Source organism: Enterococcus raffinosus (assembly GCF_001886185.1).
GTDB classification, from domain to species: Bacteria; Bacillota; Bacilli; order Lactobacillales; family Enterococcaceae; genus Enterococcus_A; species Enterococcus_A raffinosus.
This window is the reverse complement of the sequence record NZ_JXLA01000012.1, coordinates 40,580-61,225: the sequence shown is the minus strand read 5'-3', so window position 1 is coordinate 61,225 and position 20,646 is coordinate 40,580. Positions and strand designations below refer to the sequence as shown.

Here is a 20,646-nt window from a genome sequence, read left to right as displayed (position 1 = left end):
AAGTTAATTTTACTATGAATGATCGTACTGCTCCAAGTTATATGTTTCGATGACACTGATAATCTTACTCGCGTAATCTGGATCGGTCGCATAGCCAGCAGATTGAAGCGCCTGAGCGGCCTGGCGATAATCCGTAGCCGTCAGTACACCGGCATAAAGTTTGGGATCCCAATTCGTTCCGTTAACAAAAAGCATCGTATGATCATCTAAGGATTCATTCCAAGAATTATACACCTTGAATTCTCCTTGAATGGTGATCCATTGCTCATTCACATATTCTTTTGTTTCTAAACTGACTTTTGGTTGATTCCCTGATGCTTTGATCCCAAAAAGATTTTTATATTGACTGGCAAGCTGAGATTGCCCCCAATTGGACTCTAGAATGGCTTGACCTAAAATAATACTAGGTAAAACACCATATCCCTGCTGCAGCTCTTTCGCATGTGGGACCAACTGATCAATGAAATCCTGACGGGACAAAGTTTCTTCCTGTTGCTCTTTCTCAACCCCAAAATCAGATAATGTATGTAAAGAAAAAACGAAAGCTAACCCAATAACTAAGACTCCCGCAAAAATTAGCGGGATCGAAGTTTTGGTCTTTCGTTTTTTGTAGATTTTTTTAGGCATAGTAGCTCCTTACTTGGCTGACAACTGTTTCAAAAACTCTTCCAAAGTTAGGTCGTGCTTAGTGATATACTCTGCATTTTCCTTACCAACATAGCGAATATGCCAAGGTTCATAAGTAATGCCGGTAATATCTTGCCGATCCTTTGGATAACGAATGATAAAACCATATTTTGGTGCATTTTCAGCGATCCATTTAGCTCCTGGCTGATCCCCATAGGAAGCATCCAGTACCTGTGTTTGATAGGTATTGTACCAATCTTGATCAACGATATCGACAGCCAGTCCTGTATGATGCTCACTATAGCCAGGTTCTGTGATGGTTTCCTTAGTTTTAGCAATTGCCTCTTCTTCGGTCATTCCATTTCCACTCACTAAGCCATTCACGTTCGTATCAAATACTTCTTTTTGAGATTCTACCGATCGGAAAGCAGAAATAATGACCAAGGGAAAACCAGCTTTCGTTGCAGCTTCGGAAAAGTCTTCGTAATCTGCGGCGATCCGACTGTCTACTTGATGACTATTATCTGACAGTGTAGCTAACTGACTTTCAGCGACTTCATTTTCAATTTTGTTTTTAGGACCTACCAAGACAAGATTCCAGTCCTTTGCATTCGAATCAGGCAATGCTTTTTGCACAGCATTTTTCTTTTTTGACGATGTCGTCTTTTTTTCGAATGAGTAAGTCGTGGCTGTCGCTTTTTTCGCATCCGTTTCTGCAGGTGCACTATAAAAAAGCGAATAGGCGGTCATTCCAAACATAATAATGACTGAAAGTAGTCCTACTGTTTTTTTCAATGTAAAAATCCTCTCGTTAATCGTCCAATGACGTATAGGTTTCCGTTAAGTTCTCATTGACCCAATCCAGCAGTGCGGTTTTCTTATGCGCACTGGCAATTTGATTTTGAATATGAGCGGGTAAACGAAAGCTTAGTATATCACTATAACCCCAATTATCATAATCAATCGTTACGCGCAAGTCGATAAAATCATGGTTCTCTTCTTCATTTTTATTTTTAAACGGAATCATCTCCACTTGAGCTAATCCGCTGGCGATCCATTTCTGTGCAACGATCGTTTTCATTTCACGATATTCTGCAACTGCAGTTGGACGTTTTTCGGGGAACAAAAAGGTTTGTCGAATGACCTTTTGACTTAACATCCATTCGTAATCACTAAAAAGATTTTTAATCTTTTGATTCGCCTCGGGAGATAGATTATTCTGTCCCGCTTTCCATTGCTGCCATTGAACCTCATTGACGCCTAAATAATCCTGATAAAAATCTTGTTCGGTATGAAATTGTTCAAAAATTGCACTCATCACTAAATCCAAATAAATTTGATTCACGAAAAATCCCTCCTCTCTTATTCTACTGAATTTTTAGAAAAAATACAGTCCTTTGGCAAATGGATTGAAATATTTTAATATTTACTGCTATACTTTGAACAAAGCTTGACGCTTATTTCGATTTTTTTTTAACTTTCAGTAAAACCGAAATTAAAAGCTCAAACGAACACTAGGAGGAGCATTATGACTGACTTACAATGGGGAATCATTGGACTTGGCGGCATCGCTCATGATTTCGCTGAAAACTTTAACCAAACGACCAGTAAATTAACTGCTTGTGCCTCACGTACTTTAGAAAAAGCCGAAGAATTTGCGAAACAATACGATTTGCCTAAGGCTTATGGCAGCTACGAAGAATTGTTAGCAGATGATGATATTTCTATTATATATATCGCGGTACCAAATCGCCAACATTATCAACACATTATACAAGCTCTGAAAGCAAAGAAGCATGTCCTTTGTGAGAAAGCGATCACCATGAATGCAAAGGAATTACAAGAAGCCATCGAATTGGCTGAACAACAGCACGTGATCTTAGCGGAAGCGATGACCATCTTTAACATGCCCTTATATCATGAGCTTCACACATTGATGGATAGTGGACGACTAGGGAAACTAAAAATGATCCAAGCTCCCTTTGGCAGCTACAAAGAACCAGACCCCACCAATCGTTTCTTCAATCCCGATTTGGCTGGTGGCGCGTTGCTGGACATCGGCACCTACGCTGTGTCCTTTGCTCGCTGGTTCTTATCAGAACAACCAGAGGTTATCGCTTCAACGATGATTCCCTTTTCAACAGGAGTGGACGAACAATCCGTGACGATCCTGCAAAACCAAAAAAATGAGTTAGCGACGATTAGCCTGACCTTCCAAGCGAAAATGCCTAAAAAAGGGATTGTTGCTTTTGAAAATGCCTATTTAACCGTGGATGAATATCCACGAGCGGATAAGGCAGAGCTTGTTTTTAATGACGGAACAAAAGAATTGATTGAATCTGGCTTTACAGGAAATGCCATGAACTACGAAATTGAAAACATGGTAAACATGATCAACGGTGATCTTCCGAATAAATCCCTCTTCTTTACGAAGGATGTTATCGATATTTTAGATCAGATGCAGCAAAAGTGGCTGCAAAAATAATTTTCTTCCAACAAAAGGCATTGCTTAGACGATGCCTTTTGTTTTTTTGTCAAAGTTCCGCTAAACTATTCTATATAAAGAGAAGAAAGAGGGATAAAACGTGCAAATTGGTCGCTTTCGTTTAGGTATGCGAACGATAAAAACTGCTTTAGCGGTTATGCTGTGTATTCTTTTGTTCCATGTGACCGACCGCGGATCACCATTGATCGCTGCTTTGGCCGCGGTTTTCTCCTTGCGACAGGATTTGACTACAAGCATTTCCTTCGGTCGTTCGCGAGTACTAGGAAATTCGCTCGGCGGTTTATTAGCATTGATTTTTTATTATGTCCAAGCTTTTTTTAAAAATGATTTTTATGTTGAATTATTTTTACTCCCCCTGCTGGTAATTTTAGTCATCGTAATCTCGGATGGGCTCAATAATAATTCAGGAATTATTTCTGCGATCGCTACGATGCTTTTGATTGCTTTGAGCATTCCTCAAGGAGAATCGTTTATCTATGCGTTGAATCGTGTATTAGATACTTTTATCGGGACGATCATTGGGATCTCTCTAAACGGAGCGATCACACCCCAAACAGATGAAAAGGAAAAACAAATCAAAGAAGACCTCGTGGAGCTGCGAAAGAAAGAAGCCGATTTAAATAAGATGCTCTATGACGTTCGCAAACAAATAAAAGATCAGTCTCACCAAAAATGAGACTGATCTTTTATTATACTAGTCATTTGCCTTCAATGCTTCGATCATATCGATTTTCTTTAAGCGAAAGTACATGATTACGCCTACCACTAATGTGAAAAACAGTGTAATCAAACTCGCGTAAATGTAACTCAACGGTTGAATGTTCGGCGAAAACATCGTCATGTCCAATTCAACTGTCTGCAAAATATAGCCATGTTCGATTTTTCCCAGCAGTAAGCCAAAAACAATCCCCATGAACGTCAGCAAAATATTTTCACGATAAACATACCGAACAACTTCATTATCGTAAAATCCCAAGACCTTGATCGTCGATAATTCACGAATACGCTCTGAAACATTGATATTCGTTAAATTATAGAGAACAATAAATGCCAATAACCCGGCCGATACAATCAATACCCACATGATGATATTTAGACTTTTCACTGTATCCTTCAACGCATCTCGAGATTTAGACATAAAGCTTACATTAGCGATCTCTGAACGCTCCATTAACTTCTTCGCCATCTGGTCTTCTCTATGCTGGCTTGGAGCTTTGCTAAATAGTAAAAGATCTGTATTATACGTCGGCTGCTTGTCAAAAACTTTTTCATAATACGTTGGTGTCATATAAATAAAGTGTCCCACATAGTTTTCGGCTATCGCAGCTACTTTCACTGTGTATTCTTTTCCCTCGATAGATTGAATCGTTAAAGTATTCCCCTTTTTTATCTCAAACAGTTTGGCAAGCTTCTCATTAATAATGACTCCTTTATCTGTAAGAGTCTCGTTCTTTCCTGTTTTTCGTTCCCTAAAAGACACAAAATTTGAAAGCTGCTGCTTTTCTTTAGGGACGGATAAACTGATTTCTTGTTTTGAGACACCCTCTTTTTGCGCAGTAAACGTCTCTAATGAAACAAATAGATGATGCTGAAAATCAGAAAAAGTTTCTAGCTGTTTGACATAACTCTGTTCTTCTGATGCTGATGGTTCCTCTTTAAAGACCGTGGTCCCTTGATAATGCCACAGCTTGTCAAATTGCAGTGTAACAATATCGCCGATTGAATCCCGTAAACCAAATCCCGTAATAATCATCGACATACAGCCAGCAATTCCTATTACGGTCATGAGCATTCGCTGCTTATAACGAAATAAATTACGTAAAGTAACCTTTTGACTAAAGGAGAGTCGACGCCAAATGAATTTTACACGCTCTAAAAAGATTCTTTTCCCCTTTTTAGGCGCTTTGGGCTGCATTAAAATTGCAGGAGTGGCCTTCAAATCATATCGTAAAACGATCCATGCCGATCCTACTGAACAAGCTAAAGCGACGGCAAAAGCAATCAATGTATACTCTAAGTACCAGGGGGTTACTACATTTTCCAAATTGTACAGCTGCCCATAGGCATTAAAGATAATTTTCGGCAATACATAAAAACCGATCCCCAGTCCTAACAGTGTGCCCAATCCCCCAGCCAACAAAGCATAAAGCAGATATTTTTCTGCGATTTCTCCGTTTCGGTACCCTAACGCCTTAAATGTCCCCAATTCATTTCGCTTTTCCTCTACCATTCTAGTCATTGTCGTCAGTGTGACCAAAGCAGCAATTAAAAAGAAGATCCAAGGAAATACCGAAGCTAACGATGAAATGCGCTGGGCATTGTCTTCATATTCGCTATATCCCGGATTATCAGAACGAGCAAATAGATGGTACTCAGGTGCAGGTAAGGAGTCGATTCTTTGCTGTTGTTTCTCCAGTGTGTCCAACTGCTTTGGCAGCTCAGGATTTATTCTGGTCAATCCCAAGACTTGTTCCGGTGATAGCTCCTCTATGTTTATGCCTGTTTGTGTTTGAAAGTTTTCCTTTTCTTGATCTAATAGCTTTTGCTGCTGGTTCTTTCTCTCCTTCAAACTAGATGTGGCAATTGGTTTCAGCTGCTCTTTTAATCTCTTTTGATCTGATTTGAATCGCTTCTCATACTGCTTTGAGTAAGCCGATTGATTTTTTAGATCCGTAAAGGCGACTAGCGCTTCTGAGAATACTGGTTGAGTAAAGTTTTCTGGCAAAATAAAGGCAAAACAATCGATCGACCCTTTTCCGACTGTTGTGTTTCCACGTGAGATATTCTCAATAAACTCTGGACTTTTAACAAAACCCACGACAGTATATTCCTGTCGCTTAAAGGCGTTAGATGGATCATCTGCAGCAAAATTGAATGTCTTATTAAGCTCGTAACCTTTTTCTTTCGCAAAATCATCTAGTACAATTTCATTTGCTTTTCTAGGTAAACGGCCTTCTGTTACAACTAAACGATTCAACGTTTGCTTAGAGTCATAGCTAAAAATTCGAAAAACCTGGTTTTCTTGGCTGAGATTAATATCTTGAAAATAACGCCCCTCTATGGTCGTGCCTTTTATTCCTTGTAATAAATCAATATCCTTATCTGTCAATCCCATTGAAGAGACGATACGTGTATCGGCCAAGTTCTGCTTTTTATAATAGTTAGCGGCTGTCTTCAGCATGTCTGGTCCTGTAGCACGCAGTCCGACATAAAAAGCGACACCTAAGAAAATAATCCCTAAAATTGAAAAAAAACGCGTTTTAGATTGTCCGATCTCACGCCAATTGGAACGTCGTATCGCTTTCCCCATGATCATCACCTCTTACCACTGAATATCTTCAATCGACTGAGGCTGTTCATTCAGTTCTTCGCTTCGAACCCTAGCGTCATTGATTCGAATCACTCGATCAGCCATTGGTGCGATTGCCGAATTATGTGTGATGATTACGACCGTTGTACCGTTTTCACGTGCAGTATCCTGCAATATTTTCAAAATTTGCTTTCCAGTTTCAAAATCCAATGCGCCGGTTGGTTCATCACATAAAAGTAGTTTTGGCCTTTTGGCTAGCGCTCGAGCAATTGTAACCCGTTGTTGTTCCCCGCCAGATAATTGGGCAGGAAAGTTATCCATCCGTTCTCCCAAGCCCACAGATCGTAGCACAGCTTCAGGCTCCATCGCGTCGGCTACGATTTGAGAAGCTAGTTCAACGTTTTCTTTTGCTGTTAAATTGGGAACCAAATTATAAAATTGAAAAACAAAACCAACATCATTTCGGCGGTAAGTGGTTAATTCCTTATCACTGAAAGCCGCAATATTTGTGCCATCTACCACCACTTTTCCCTCATCACAGCTATCCATGCCGCCTAAAATATTTAACACCGTAGACTTCCCTGCACCACTTGGTCCGAGAATCACCGCTACTTCGCCTTTTTCAATAGAAAAATTGATTTTCTCATTTGCTTTAATAACTGTTTCGCCCATTTTATAATGCTTGCTCTCATCAATTACATCTATATAAGCCATTCTATCTCCCCTTACTTACAAAGCTGATTGAAAAACTTTTTTCTTTTTAGTTTAACATAGCGAGAAAAAAAGCCAACGATAGATATCGTCAGCCTCTTAAATTTTTTAGTGATTGAAAATGACAGTTTTTGAATAGATAATAGAGAAAAGGAGGCGTCAATATGAAGGAATGTATCGAATGCTATTCAGCGAATAATCGTGCAACACCGATACTCGGAAAAAGAGAATGCTTAGAAAAACATGAACAGTATATTTGTGGTACTTGCGGCAGGTGTATTTGTCTGCAAAAAGATCCGAAGCGTCAATTACGCAGAATAGATTTTCCATTTAAAAGTCTAGAGATTGCAAAATTGTATTTACGAGCGGCTGATTATTTGCAGCAAGCTCCTTGTGGAATTTACGAAGTGATTAGTGAATCCAAGCGAAAATCCTATAAAATCTTTTTGGATGATGAGAGCTACACCACCTATCTAGCCAACCATAAGAAAAAATATACCGAGAATAAGCAGGCGCTCTATCGCCAAACTCACTTTAAAGCATTTGCCGGTACTGAAATAAGAAGACTGACCCAACAAGAAATCGATAGGTATTTAGCGGAAGAATAATTTTTTTTTGTAAGCTTTCCTTGAAAAATCCTAATATCTTGATTGACTAAGAAGCTAGATTTATTTATCATTCTTCTTCGGCTGGAGGAAAAGCAGCGTTTAGCTGTTTTAAATCCGCATGATCCACGTCTCTAAGCTCATAGCCGGTGTGAAAAAGTCTCTGCCCTTCAACTGAGACACATGGAATCAAACGATCTTCGAAAGTCCCTTGTGAGAACCACTCTGAGGCTAATTCAAAGAAACCACCCTCTGGATTTGCTTGCTTCATTGTTCCCGATTTGCTGATAATAAATGGGTGAATATCAATATAGCCATAGTTTGGATGATAAAGCTCTGCACGCACTGGTCGTTGATCCATTATTCGTTCATATCCTAAATCAATCAACTTTTGCATTAGCAGCTCTTCTTGGTCAGCATCAAAATCAACATCTATGTCTCTATGGGGCCTTGTTTGTTTACCAATAAGTACATCAATGCCCCATCCCCCTTCAATCCAATAACGAATACCCATCTCGTTTAACAAATCAACAATCATAAGAAAACTGTCTTTGTCTGCGATAGAAAGCTCTTCTTTATCCGATGCCATTTTTTCCCTCCTACTTTTTTCTCAAGCAATTTTAACATGCTGAATAGAATGCTGCCATTAAAGCTTGATTTTCCGGTGTAGACGCATTGAAAAATTCTGGATGCCATTGCACCCCGTTAACAAATGCTGACTCTTTTAACGAAATTCCTTCAATCACCCCATCTGTCGAAACGGCTGTGACTTCAAGGCCTTCGCCTAAATCTTTGATTGCTTGATGATGATAGCTGTTTACGCCCAACTTTGACCGTTGCCAGATGCGGTGAAGCATCCCGCCCTCAATTAGAGATACTTCGTGTTGCTTCCTGGCATAAGGAGCAACCATCTGATGATTAACAGCTGTCGGATGGTCATTCCTCAAGTCCTGATAAAGCGTCCCTCCGAATAAAACATTTAACAACTGAGCGCCTCGACAAATTGCTAGAATTGGCTTCTTTTTAGCTATTGCTTCTTTCATAAGGAAACACTCCATTTCATCACGACAAAAAGATTGTTCCCCACAGACAGCTTGTTTTTTCTCTCTATAAAGACTTGGGTCTATATCCTGCCCACCTGTAAAAAGAAAGCCGTCGCAGATAGTAAAAAAAGAAGCTAAAATTTCTTTATCTGTTGTCAGCGGTAAAATCAACGGAATGCCACCATTTTTTTCGACTAGTTCCAAATAACCTGGCAGCATCCAAATACTTTTTCTTTCATTATCATATAAAGGCATTACACCAATCGTTGGTCTCATAGGCTCCTCCTACTAAGTTCTTCACTCTAACCAATAGCTTTTGATGAAAATTTTACCAGATTAACAATGAAAGAACAAAAAAACTCGGCCAAAATGACCGAGTAAAGTGACCAAGTTTAAATGAATGAATTAAGCGTGATAGCGTTCAACACCATCAAGGTACGTAGCGACTAAGTCCATAGTAGGTTCTAATACGATGAAGTCAGCTGCGCGTCCTTCAGCGATCATCCCGCATTTATCGTCAATCTTACAGCTAACTGCTGGAACATAACTTGCCATCATAATCGCTTGTTCTGGTGTTGCGATGTCCCAATCAACCACGTTTTTAATCGCTTCTTTAAGTTTTAAAATACTTCCGGCTAAATTACCAGATTCAAGACGAGCGGTACCTTCTTTTACGACTACTGGAAATTCCCCTAGATTGTAGTTGCCATCAGGCATTCCGCCTGCCATCATACAATCAGTAATCAAGGCAACATGATCATGACCAGCTTTTTCCATTAATACTTCAGCCGCTTGAGGATGCACATGATGACCATCACAAATCAACTCTGAAAAGACATGTTGCAAGGTTAGTAAAGCCCCAACCATACCAGGTTCGCGATGGTTTAGACCACGCATCCCGTTGTAGGCATGGACAAAGACACTGGCTCCTGCTTCTACGGCTTCTTGCGCTTCTTCTAAAGTAGCGTTTGAATGGCCTAGAGATACGACAACGCCTTCATCAGTCACTGTTTTAACGAATTCTCTAACACCTTTGCGTTCAGGTGCTAATGCGATTTTCTTGATCAACCCGCCTGACGCTTCTTGCCATTCATGGAATGTGTCCAAATCTGGATCACCGAAGTAGCTAGGGTTTTGTGCTCCCTTATGTTCTTCAGTAAAGAATGGACCTTCAAAGTAAATCCCTTGAATCTTCGCACCATCAACCTCTTGGTATACTTTACCAATGGTTTCTGCGACATCTTTCAGTCGTTCTTTTGAAGAAGTTAAGGTAGTTGGTAAGAAGCTGGTTACACCACATGATAGTAAACCTTCAGACATTACCTTAATTCCTTCGGCATCATTATCCATTACATCATGATTTTTATATCCGTGAATGTGGGTATCCACTAATCCAGGAGCAATCCATTTTCCTGATTGGTCAATAATTTCTGCTCCTTCAGGTTTTTCTTTCGTATATGTTCCAAAAATGCCATCAGTGACATCTAAATAACCTGCGCCTTTAACACCAGAGTTTAAAAAGAATTTGTCAGCATAAATAAATATTTTCATTGTGAGCTCTCCCTTTTTGTCTTAGTACCTTAAAGTTACTCCTGAATGGCCAATAAGTCAAGAATGGTGTAGACCATTCTATAAATCTTTTAGCTTTTCGATAGCTCTCAGCATCTTTCTATAATTAATCACTGTGTGAAACTCATCTCGGGCCTCTAGCATCAAAATTTTTAATTCTAAGAGTTCTCTCAACTTGTAATAGCTACATTGCTGCCGATTCCACTTCAACCCCATATCAACGACTTTTTCAGCAAGGTCCAAGCGTTCGTGTTTCACTAAGAAAGTGCCATAGTTCACAAAAAGATTACTGAGCTCGCTACGTTCAGAATAATCAGCCATCATCGTCTGGAATAACTCAAAGCTTTGATTGTAATAATTTTGCGCTTCGTTTACTCTGCCTAAAACAGAATTCATTTTACCAGCAAAACTCAAGAGTAAGATTCGACTATCAAAATAACCGTCATATTTTTTTGAGACGCAAATCGAAAGTCCTTGTATAATCTGTTCTAAAGCCGCTTCCGGTTCTTTATCAATAAAATACGCACAAACGCCTTTAAAAAAGCATGCTAGCTGTCTATCTTTATCTAAATGAGTGATTTGACGTTCATCCAAATACTCTAGTGTCGTTCGAATTTCTAAATATTTTCCGGTTCGCAAATACATAAACATTTTATTAAAATACTTGCGCAGAAATAATTCTTCCGGTAAGAAATCTAGCATCAATTGATCAATCGTGATTCCTAGTCGATGACATAATTGTTGAATCACAAAAATATTCGGAATCTCTTCATTGTTTTCAATTCGACTCAAAACACTTTGCGAACAAATTCCTTCAGAAAGATCTTTTTGTGTCATGCCATGTTCTTTTCTGAACTCTTTTAAGACTTGACCAATCGCTTCCATTACTGTTTCCTCCAAAATATGCATATTCACATTTTAATAAGTTTATTTTATCTGATGACGAATTGACAAGCAACTCTTGCGATCGAAAAACGCCAAAGGTTTCCTCTAAAACGAACAGATGTAAACGGATTTTTTAAAATTAACATTAAAAAAAGGATGTACCATCATTGGTACACCCAAGTGCGGCGAATGGGACTCGAACCCACACGAGATTGCTCTCACATGATCCTTAGTCATGCTTGTCTGCCAATTCCAACACCACCGCAGAATTCTTTTTTATGATAGCGATACAAAATGAAAAAGTCAATACCTATACAATCGTTGTGTCGTAAACGTAAGTAATATTTCCCTTCAATCCCGCAATCCCTCTAAAAAATTTTTTATCCTCTTGCTTAATCCACGCTTCACGAAATAAGAAAAATTCATCACGTGTTACCTCGATTTTGTCAATCTCTCCAGCTCTTAATTGGCGAATTTTTTCCTCGAATGGGTTCATGTTTCTTGTTCTCTCCTATCTTCATAAAAACAACAGAAGGACGCCCATTGGCACCTTCTGCACTAATCGTGAAAATACTTGCTATTTTCGATATTAAAATTGTCCTCTTGCATAATCCCTCGTAACGAGCGATCCAAACGTTGCCGTGAATTCTTTCTGTCTATTGCCGGTTGCTTTTCTTCATTATCTGGCGCAAACAGAATATACGACTGACGCGATTTTTCCATCCGCTGCATCAATTCTCTCGGTGAGATTGCATCAGCAGGCTCATCAGGAATCAAGGAAGAAGGAACAAATTTAGGCGAAAACGGTGTTGCGCTACGGCCATTTCTTGTATTAAACGTTGACTTAGGCTTGGTCGTCTCTTTTGGCTTTCGCTCTTCAAACAAATTAACTTTTTTGGATTCTTTTCGATCCCCTTGATACATCGGTAAGTGAGCTTTGTGATGATCCAGCTCTCTGCGTGGCTCTTCATCTAAATTTACACGTCGCGTCCGTTTGTTCTTTGGTAATTGTCGGTCAAAGATATCCTTTGCCTCTAAGCGATAACTTGTAATTAAGTCATCTTGTCCATCAAACAAGACACGTTGATTCGTCTGTACTAATTTCACACCTGCTTCATCGTCAAAGGCAGGAAAGCGGCTCTTTTTTCTGCTATACGTTTGCATACAATCATCCTCATCGTTCTGATATAGCATAGTTTAGCATAAATGCTGAAAAAATGCTTTTAAATTCCTAACCTATAAGAAAATCTCCCATTCCAAAATTAATTTCCCTCATACACAAATAGACTGCCATTTGGAGCCAGTACCTCGCCCTCTAAGATACGATCCAACACCTCATAATCCCCTTGATAGGCACGTGGACTTGATAACTCTCCAACATTTAGGCTTTGTTCCTCATCAGATAAATTGAGTGCGTAAATGACATAGGCCTGTTCCGTGTATCGAATGATCCCGAATATTTGCTGTGTTTGCGAATAGAATGGGAAAAATTGCCCCTGCTTCAGCACATCATATTTCTTTCTACGCTCAATCCATTTTTGACAATTTTTAAACAATCTAGGATCAATGCTGTTCCACGGGAAAAACTTACGATTATCCGGATCCTTCCCGCCGGTCAGCCCGGCTTCGTCGCCGTAATAAACACAAGGAATGCCTGGCATCATGAACATTAATCCCCAAGCCTGATCCATCGCTTCGACCGAACCATCTAACATGGTCAAGATTCGTTCCGTATCGTGTGTGCCAATATTATTCAACTGATTGTAGTAAAAATCAGCCGGATAATTCTCTTGGTAACGAATCATCTCTTCGCAAATATCCTGCAATGATCGTGATTGATTTAGTAAATCTAAAATTTGTTGTCTGAGTGGATAATTCATTACGCCTTGTAAATGATCACCAAACACATACTTTCGTCGAGTGTCATAGGCAATTTTGTTCGATGCATCCTCCCAAACCTCACCGATTAGAATCTTTTCTTGATACGCCAAAAGATTTTTACGGATACCAGCAATAAAATCATCAGTCAACTCATCTGCAACATCCAACCGCCAGCCGTCAACGCCCATCGAGGTCCATTTAGATAGAACACTGTCTAAATCGCCATAAATGAATTCCTGATAACTTGGATTATCCTTACGTACCTCTGGCAGATCGGATACTCCCCACCAAGATTTATAATCATCCGGATAGTGGTTAAATGTGAACCAATCAAAGTAGCGACTCTTAGGATCGCGAGCTGCCCCAGTGTCATCGCCATATAAACCAGAAATATTGAAGTACCGACTGTCTTTTCCTACGTGAGAAAATACTCCATCTAAAACAACCGCGATACCCGCCGTGTGTAAAGCAGCTATCAGACTACGAAAATCTTCCTCAGTTCCTAAAACACTATCCACCTTGAAATAGTCGTTCGTATCATAGCGGTGATTAGAGGTCGCCTCAAAGATTGGATTTAAATATAAAGCGGTGATCCCAAGTTCTTGTAAGTAAGGAATTTTTTCTTGAATTCCTTTAAAGTTCCCACCAAAAAAATCCCATCGAGCAATCTCATTTTTCTGATTCTTAATATAAAAAGGTTCATCTTCTTCAGTTGCATAGATAAATGAATTTTTTTTTGGCTGATTGATTTTACGATCAGGATTTCCATTGGCAAATCGATCAGGAAAAATTTGATAAAAAACGGCATTTCGATACCATTTTGGAGCAACCTCTGGCTTCTGATAGCACGTCAATTGATAAGGCACGACTTCTCGTTCAGAGCCATAGATTCTTCCTTCGCCGCCATGTCCTTTAAATCCATAATATTGAATCGTTTCGTAACCTTCTGATTCATGAATGACTTTAAAATAGTAGAAATACAGACCCCAGCCCTGATCCATTGTCGTTTGAAAATGAAATCGATCCTCAGAAGCCGGCTCCATTGGAAAAATTTTTTGTCCCACTGAGCTTCCTTCTTTACGCACAATCAAAAAGACCTTCGTATTTTGCTGCTCCGGAACCGACAGCCAAATTTTGACCGTCGTCCCTTCCTGAACAGCACCAAAAGGTTGTTTGTATCGTTCCAGCCATGGATTAAAGTAAATATGAGTCATGTTGTGTCACACCTCGATCATCTTCATAAGCAAAAACGGGTTCTATTTGCCAAATGTCATCTGCATAACGCTGAACGGTATTATCTGAAGAAAAGCGTCCTGCATTGGCTATATTTCGTAAGCTTATTTGTCGCCAACGCCGTTTGTCTTGATAAGCCTGATTTACAGTTTCTTGTGCCAAACAATAATCTTCAAAGTCACGTAAAACAAAGAACTCATCATTGTACTTGATCAAGGAATCAAAGATTTCTTGTCCCTCTGCAAAAATATTCGGAATCGTACCATCTATTAGAGTTTTTACCACTTTGTGTACCTGTGCGTTTTCTCGGTAAATGTCTGCGGATGAATAATTTTTATTCTCGTAATATTGATAAACCTCAGACTCAGTCAAACCAAAAATAGCAATATTCTCATCTCCAACAGCATCTCGAATTTCAACATTTGCGCCATCCAATGTCGCGATTGTCACAGCGCCATTCAGCATAAGCTTCATATTTGAAGTTCCGGAAGCTTCTTTAGACGCCAAAGAAATTTGCTCACTGACATCTGCTGCTGGAATAATTCTTTCCGCCAAGCTTACGTTATAGTTTTCCAAAAAGATGACCTTTAATTTATCCTTGATTGTTGTATCTTGGTTGATTAAGCTCGCTGTTTCATTGATTACCTTAATAATAGATTTTGCATAATGGTAACTTGGAGCTGCCTTTGCACCAAAAATAAACACGCGAGGTTCAATCGGTAATTCAGGATTTTCTTTCAACTCTAAGTACAACTTAATGATATGAAGTAAGTTTAGTAATTGACGTTTATAAGCATGCAGTCGTTTGATTTGAACATCAAAAATCGCATGAGGATTGACTTCAACGCCACAATGTTTTTGAATATAGTCTGCTAGACGTTGCTTGTTTTCCAATTTCGCTGCCGCAAGTTTATCAAGCACCTGGTCATCTTCCTCATAATTTAATAGTAAACGCAGGTCACTTGGCTGCTTTCTCCAAGTATTACCAATCGTTTCGTCCAATACTTTACTTAACGAAGGATTTGCTAATTGCGTCCATCTTCGCATAGCGATACCATTTGTCTTGTTATTAAATCGAGCTGGATATAATCGATAAAAATCATGTAAAACGACGGATTTTAGAAGATCGGAGTGTAATTTCGCCACACCATTTGTTGAATGCGAGCCTATGATTGCAAGATGGGCCATATGAACCTGGCCGCATTGAATGATTCTTGTTCGTTGTATCAAATCAAAATCATGCACGCCGGTCATTTCCTCAACGAAACGACGGTCGATCTCTTCAATGATCTGATAGATTCTTGGGCACACGCTTTTCATCATATCAATCGACCATTTTTCTAAAGCTTCAGCCATGATCGTATGATTCGTGTAGCTCATCACCTCTTGAGTTAAGTTCCAAGCACGTTCCCAGCCCATTTTTTCTTCATCAACTAGCAGGCGCATAAATTCCGCCACACACATAGCAGGATGTGTATCATTGATATGAATCGCAATGTATTGATTAATTTCGTCCATCGGTTTCTTCAATTGTTTGTAGTAACGCAAAATACTTTGAACACCAGCTGAGACAAAGAAGTACTCCTGTGACAATCGCAGTCTTCTTCCGGCTTCACTAGAATCATCTGGATACAATACTGAAGTCAGATCCTCCACAGCACGACGATCCTTTATACTACGGTATCGATCCTCCTCTTCCGGCGATATTTCTACAGACCATAAACGCATGGTATTGACAATACCATTCTGATACCCAAGCATCCCGGTATCATAAGGGACCGCTCGAAGCATCATACCACCCTGATAATTCGGAACTAGATTGCCGTATTCATCGTGACTCATGTATACATCGCCACCGATACGCACATCTACCGCTTTACTCTCTTTTCGAACTTCCCACAAATTACCTTTGTGCAGCCATTCATCTGGCAACTCCACTTGATAATTGTCAACAAAGCGTTGTTTAAAAAGACCATACTCATAACGGATTCCATTCCCATTGCCAGGAAGCCCCATGGAAGCAATCGAATCCATAAAGCAAGAAGCCAAACGACCTAACCCGCCATTTCCTAACGCCATGTCTGGTTCAACTTCCGCCAGATCCTCTAAATCAATATTTAACTCAGCGAGCCCCTCCGTGACCATGTCTAACCAACCCATGTTTAAAAGATTACTTTTTAACATTTTTCCTGGTAAAAATTCAATAGAAAAATAATACGCTTGTTTTTGATCTGCTTCTCGATAATCTTTCCATGTTTGCTGCCAATTTTGTGAATATGCCGAAGTCATTAATGAACCCAATGTTTGGTAAAGTTCGTCTGGGGAAGCGTCCGCAACACCCATCGCAAATTTTTCAGCTAGACGGCGACTGAATGATTCTTTAAATTCTGTTTTGTTCATATTCTCATCTCCAACCTACACTTTTTAAGCTATGTATTATATATACTACATATAATACATCATAAATGAAAATTTAATGATAAAAAAGCCAAAATCAATCGCCACAAGGCTTAGATTCTGGCTTTTCGAATCTTATATTCCTTCATACAACTCTAAATATTGCTGACTAGATTCATCCCAACTGAAGTCCCGAGACATTGCCTCAGTCATCATTCCTTGCCAAACCGCTGGATAATCCTGATAAAGTTCAATGGCCTGTTTCAACGCATTCATTAAATAGAACGGTTCAAAAATGTTAAAACCAAAGCCTGTCCCTTCACCTGTAATCGGATTGTACGGTTGAACGGTGTCTTTCAGGCCGCCAATCTCGTGGACAATCGGCAATGTACCATAACGCATGGAAATCATTTGTGAAAGCCCGCAAGGTTCAAAGGCTGATGGCATCAAGAACATATCGACACCGGCATACACTTTCTGAGCCAATGTTACATCAAAGTCAATATGGATGCTTGCTTTATTCGGATATTTTCCGCCATAATAATGGAACTGATTTTCAAAATTCGGATCCCCTGTTCCAATCAAAACCAACTGTACATCAAATTGCATTAAGTTTTCCATCTCTTCTAGAAGTAAATGAAACCCCTTTTGGTAAGTTAAACGACTGACAATCCCAATGACAGGAACATCCGGTCGAACAGGTAAATCCAAGGCTTTTTGTAACTGTACTTTGTTTTCTATTTTTCTATCAAGATGTGCTGCATCGTAATTTGCGAAAATTGCAGGATCAGTTTTTGGATTAAAGGCATCATAATCGATCCCATTCAATATTCCATGCAACTTGCCGCTTTCCATTCGCAAAATGATATCCAAACCAGCACCAAACTCAGCCGTTTTTATTTCTTCAGCATAAGAAGGGCTGACTGTAGTCACGCGATCTGCGTATAGAATCCCGGCCTTCATAAAGTTTACGCAGTCATTGAAACGTATCGTTCCATCGTCGTAACGTTCACACCCCATGCCAAATAAATCATATAAAACTTCACGGTCATATTGTCCCTGAAATTCAATATTATGAATAGTCAAAACAGTACGAATTTGATCAAAATTTTTAATCCAACGATATTTTTCCTTTAACAAAAAGGGGATGAAGGAGGTATGATAATCATTCAAGTGCATGACATCAGGAATAAAATCGATTTTTTCCATTAGTTCAATGACCGCTTGCTGATAAAAAGCGAAACGTTCCCCATCATCATAATAACCATACAATTCTGGCCGATTGAAGTAATAGAGATTGTCTAAAAAGTAGTAATCAATCTCATTCATTCGGAGATGCTTTACTCCGCAATACTGTTTGCGCCAACCAACATAGACATCGAAAGAAAATAGATCCTCTAATTGCTCCTTAAAACGTTCTGGCATCTTTGTGAAAAATGGTAGGACCACTCTTATATCTGTTCCCTTTTCCTTTAAGGCTTTAGGTAAAGCGCCCGCAACGTCACCCAATCCTCCAGTTTTAAAAAAGGGTGCACATTCTGCTGCTACAAATAATGTCTTCACCTTTATTCGCCTCCATAAACATCACTGATCACATGTGTATTTTTCTTGATGACAACTGGTTGTTCAGCAGAGCCGATAATTTTAATTCCTGGTTCCACTACAACATTTTTATCTAGAATCGCATGCTTAATATATGCGTTTTCACGTATACTACAGCTTGCCATGATAATCGAATCCTCAACTTCAGCACCTTTTTCAATTATGACACTTCTTGAGAAAAGGGAACCATGAGCTTTCCCATCAACCAGACAGCCTGTAGCGAATTGACTATTCTTTACTTCAGAAGTTGGAGAATAATAGGTGGCCACTTCATTCTTCAATTTCGTATAGATCTTTTGTTTAGAATACAATAGAGAAGTAAACTTTTTAGGATCTAACATAGCCATATTCGCATCATAATATGACTTAATATCAAAAATGTTACTTAAGAAGCCAGTATATTCATACGCATTTGTCTTCACTTGATTCATCGCTAAAGTTAAGAAATCCACCAATGCTACTGGACCGCCTAGATTTTGCCCTTCCTGCAAGGCATTGATTAACCAATCTGTACGACAAATAAATATTTTCATGCCCAGGTTCAGCACTTCCTCGTTGGTTTTTTCTTCTAAAAAGTTATGATGGCCTGCAATTATGCCGTGTTCATCCACTTCTAAAATTTCATCCTGCCGATAAATTTGTTCCTTCGGCATTTTTTTATAAACAACAGTCATTACACTGTCACTTTGTTGATGAATTTTTAAAACAGCCTCTAAATCAATATTACATAGCATACGATTTCCCATAAAGACTGTATATTCAGATTTTGATTTATTCAAATAGTCAATGACTGACTCAAAATAGGGCCGGCCTTCTGCTTTCTTTTTCAAGAAATCTTGATAAAAATGGATAAAGTAACGGCTGTCTACACTATCAAGATGCCACTCGCGTCCTCCGCCAATATGGTCAAAAACAGATTTGGTCGTCCCTTGGTTAAAGACCATGTATACAGATTTGATATTCGCATTGATTGCATTTGACAGATTAAAGTCAATCAGACGGTACTTGCAATCAAAAGGCAATGTTGCCAACGGTCTCTTTTCAGTTAAAGGTAATAATTCTGGGCACTCATATACGTTCCCCAAAATGGCGCACATTTTATTCGCTCTCACTTGTCAACACTCCAATCACTTCTGAATAGCCTACTACAGCAATCTCTTCTGATCCATCAACGACCGCATCGTCACCAATGATGGCGTTCTCTCCAATAATCGCTTTAGTGATTTGCACATTTTTACCAATCGTTGCACCTGGCATGACGACACTATCGACTACCTTTGCACCTTCTTTTACCTGAACATCATCAGATAAAATACTATGTTCTACGTGACCAGCGACATAACAGCCATCCACCACTAATGAATTTTTTACATCAGCATTTTCAGTTAAAAAATGTGGCGGTGAAATGGTATTTTTCGCTAAAATCCGCCAGTTTTTATCACGGATATTCAAGCTATGCTCAGGATCAATAAACTCCATACTAGCTTCCCAAAGAGAATCGATTGTACCAACATCTTTCCAGTAACCGTCAAAGCGATACGCAAAGACATTCTCTCCACTTTCTAAGTAGGCAGGAATTACATGCTTACCGAAGTCTAGCATTTGATCATCCTTTTTATAACTGTTTAGCAATACACTGCGCAAGCGACTCCAGTTAAAGATGTAAATACCCATTGAAGCTAAGTTGCTCTTTGGTTCTTCTGGTTTTTCTTCAAACTCAATAATTCGATCATTTTCATCAGTATTCATGATTCCGAAACGAGAAGCTTCTTCAATAGGGACCTCAATTACGGCAACTGTTAGTGAAGCATTGTTCGCTTTATGGTCTTCAAGCATCGCTTCATAGTCCATCTTATAGATATGATCACCAGATAGGACTAAAACATACTGAGGATCCATTTGATCGATGTAGTCCATATTTTGGTAGATTGCATGAGCCGTTCCTTCAAACCATTTACTCCCATCATTGCTAGAATATGGCTGTAGAATTGTTACTCCTGAGTTTAGACCATCAAAGCCCCAGCTAGAACCATTCCCAATATGATTATTTAACGCTAAAGGCTGATACTGCGTTACTACTCCTACATTGTTGATACCTGAATTAATGCAATTACTCAACGTAAAATCAATAATTCGATAGCGACCGCCAAAAGGGACAGCAGGTTTTGCAATTTTTTGTGTTAGTTTACCTAGACGAGAACCTTTCCCGCCGGCTAAAATCATTGCTAAAATTTCTGTTTTCATTTTATTTGATGAAGGACTTTCCTCCATCGACCT

The 20,646-nt window shown here is 39.2% G+C and carries 19 protein-coding genes and 1 tRNA gene; 3 read left to right on the top strand and 17 right to left on the bottom strand.

The features are described from left to right. Nucleotides 1-12 precede the first annotated feature (12 nt). From RV13_RS08215 to RV13_RS08205, 3 genes are read right to left on the bottom strand one after another with little or no spacing between them, the layout of a single operon-like run. Nucleotides 13-627, bottom strand: coding sequence for a glycoside hydrolase family 73 protein (locus RV13_RS08215; RefSeq protein WP_010744684.1), 615 nt, complete (start codon nucleotides 625-627; stop codon nucleotides 13-15). A 9-nt stretch (nucleotides 628-636) separates the two neighbouring features. After that, the gene (locus RV13_RS08210) at nucleotides 637-1,422 is read right to left on the bottom strand and encodes a M15 family metallopeptidase (protein WP_010744683.1); all 786 of its coding nucleotides are present in this window, start codon (nucleotides 1,420-1,422) and stop codon (nucleotides 637-639) included. A gap of 16 nt (nucleotides 1,423-1,438) precedes the next feature. Next, entirely contained in the window at nucleotides 1,439-1,972 is a 534-nt protein-coding gene (locus RV13_RS08205; RefSeq protein WP_010744682.1) for a hypothetical protein, read from the bottom strand. A gap of 183 nt (nucleotides 1,973-2,155) precedes the next feature. On the opposite strand from RV13_RS08205, the gene RV13_RS08200 reads away from it, so the two are divergent. Both RV13_RS08200 and RV13_RS08195 read left to right on the top strand, forming a co-directional pair. Beyond that, nucleotides 2,156-3,112 (top strand): Gfo/Idh/MocA family protein, encoded by a 957-nt coding sequence (locus RV13_RS08200; RefSeq protein WP_010744681.1) that lies wholly within the window; start codon nucleotides 2,156-2,158, stop codon nucleotides 3,110-3,112. Between the two features lie 100 nt (nucleotides 3,113-3,212). Beyond that, complete coding sequence (locus tag RV13_RS08195; RefSeq protein WP_010744680.1) at nucleotides 3,213-3,809, top strand: FUSC family protein; 597 nt, start codon at nucleotides 3,213-3,215, stop codon at nucleotides 3,807-3,809. A gap of 18 nt (nucleotides 3,810-3,827) precedes the next feature. Here RV13_RS08195 and RV13_RS08190 read toward each other — a convergent pair whose 3' ends face one another. Together RV13_RS08190 and RV13_RS08185 are read right to left on the bottom strand one after the other, a co-directional pair. Then, on the bottom strand, nucleotides 3,828-6,443 hold the full coding sequence (locus tag RV13_RS08190) for an ABC transporter permease (RefSeq protein ID WP_010744679.1): 2,616 nt from the start codon (nucleotides 6,441-6,443) through the stop codon (nucleotides 3,828-3,830). 12 nt (nucleotides 6,444-6,455) lie between these two features. Beyond that, nucleotides 6,456-7,157, bottom strand: coding sequence for an ABC transporter ATP-binding protein (locus RV13_RS08185; protein WP_010744678.1), 702 nt, complete (start codon nucleotides 7,155-7,157; stop codon nucleotides 6,456-6,458). Nucleotides 7,158-7,318: 161 nt separating this feature from the next. On the opposite strand from RV13_RS08185, the gene RV13_RS08180 reads away from it, so the two are divergent. Further along, nucleotides 7,319-7,762 (top strand): hypothetical protein, encoded by a 444-nt coding sequence (locus RV13_RS08180; protein WP_010744677.1) that lies wholly within the window; start codon nucleotides 7,319-7,321, stop codon nucleotides 7,760-7,762. A 67-nt stretch (nucleotides 7,763-7,829) separates the two neighbouring features. On the opposite strand, the gene RV13_RS08175 is transcribed toward RV13_RS08180, so the two are convergent. The 12 genes from RV13_RS08175 to RV13_RS08120 all read right to left on the bottom strand — a co-directional run bounded on the left by RV13_RS08175 (nucleotide 7,830) and on the right by RV13_RS08120 (nucleotide 20,613). Continuing rightward, entirely contained in the window at nucleotides 7,830-8,348 is a 519-nt protein-coding gene (locus RV13_RS08175; protein ID WP_010744676.1) for a nucleotidyltransferase domain-containing protein, read from the bottom strand. 31 nt (nucleotides 8,349-8,379) lie between these two features. Beyond that, nucleotides 8,380-9,078, bottom strand: a complete 699-nt coding sequence (locus RV13_RS08170; protein ID WP_010744675.1) for a gamma-glutamyl-gamma-aminobutyrate hydrolase family protein — start codon at nucleotides 9,076-9,078, stop codon at nucleotides 8,380-8,382. A 129-nt stretch (nucleotides 9,079-9,207) separates the two neighbouring features. Further along, nucleotides 9,208-10,353, bottom strand: a complete 1,146-nt coding sequence (gene nagA, locus RV13_RS08165; protein ID WP_010744674.1) for an N-acetylglucosamine-6-phosphate deacetylase — start codon at nucleotides 10,351-10,353, stop codon at nucleotides 9,208-9,210. A 78-nt stretch (nucleotides 10,354-10,431) separates the two neighbouring features. Next, the gene (locus RV13_RS08160; RefSeq protein ID WP_010744673.1) at nucleotides 10,432-11,256 is read right to left on the bottom strand and encodes a helix-turn-helix domain-containing protein; all 825 of its coding nucleotides are present in this window, start codon (nucleotides 11,254-11,256) and stop codon (nucleotides 10,432-10,434) included. 181 nt (nucleotides 11,257-11,437) lie between these two features. Beyond that, nucleotides 11,438-11,521 (bottom strand) — tRNA-Leu (locus RV13_RS08155). A 45-nt stretch (nucleotides 11,522-11,566) separates the two neighbouring features. Beyond that, nucleotides 11,567-11,752 carry a hypothetical protein gene (locus RV13_RS08150; protein WP_010744672.1) on the bottom strand — a complete coding sequence of 62 codons (186 nt, stop codon included), beginning with the start codon at nucleotides 11,750-11,752 and terminating at the stop codon, nucleotides 11,567-11,569. Between the two features lie 62 nt (nucleotides 11,753-11,814). After that, entirely contained in the window at nucleotides 11,815-12,420 is a 606-nt protein-coding gene (locus RV13_RS08145; protein ID WP_010744671.1) for a hypothetical protein, read from the bottom strand. A 98-nt stretch (nucleotides 12,421-12,518) separates the two neighbouring features. Then, entirely contained in the window at nucleotides 12,519-14,351 is a 1,833-nt protein-coding gene (locus RV13_RS08140; protein ID WP_010744670.1) for a glycoside hydrolase family 13 protein, read from the bottom strand. Beyond that, the gene (locus RV13_RS08135) at nucleotides 14,332-16,770 is read right to left on the bottom strand and encodes a glycogen/starch/alpha-glucan phosphorylase (RefSeq protein WP_010744669.1); all 2,439 of its coding nucleotides are present in this window, start codon (nucleotides 16,768-16,770) and stop codon (nucleotides 14,332-14,334) included. The genes RV13_RS08140 and RV13_RS08135 overlap by 20 nt, the downstream gene beginning before the upstream one ends. A gap of 132 nt (nucleotides 16,771-16,902) precedes the next feature. Continuing rightward, nucleotides 16,903-18,330, bottom strand: coding sequence for a glycogen synthase GlgA (gene glgA / locus RV13_RS08130; protein WP_010744668.1), 1,428 nt, complete (start codon nucleotides 18,328-18,330; stop codon nucleotides 16,903-16,905). Between the two features lie 2 nt (nucleotides 18,331-18,332). Beyond that, entirely contained in the window at nucleotides 18,333-19,481 is a 1,149-nt protein-coding gene (gene glgD / locus RV13_RS08125) for a glucose-1-phosphate adenylyltransferase subunit GlgD (protein ID WP_010744667.1), read from the bottom strand. Beyond that, nucleotides 19,468-20,613 (bottom strand): glucose-1-phosphate adenylyltransferase, encoded by a 1,146-nt coding sequence (locus RV13_RS08120; RefSeq protein WP_035016523.1) that lies wholly within the window; start codon nucleotides 20,611-20,613, stop codon nucleotides 19,468-19,470. The genes glgD and RV13_RS08120 overlap by 14 nt, the downstream gene beginning before the upstream one ends. Nucleotides 20,614-20,646: the final 33 nt, after the last annotated feature.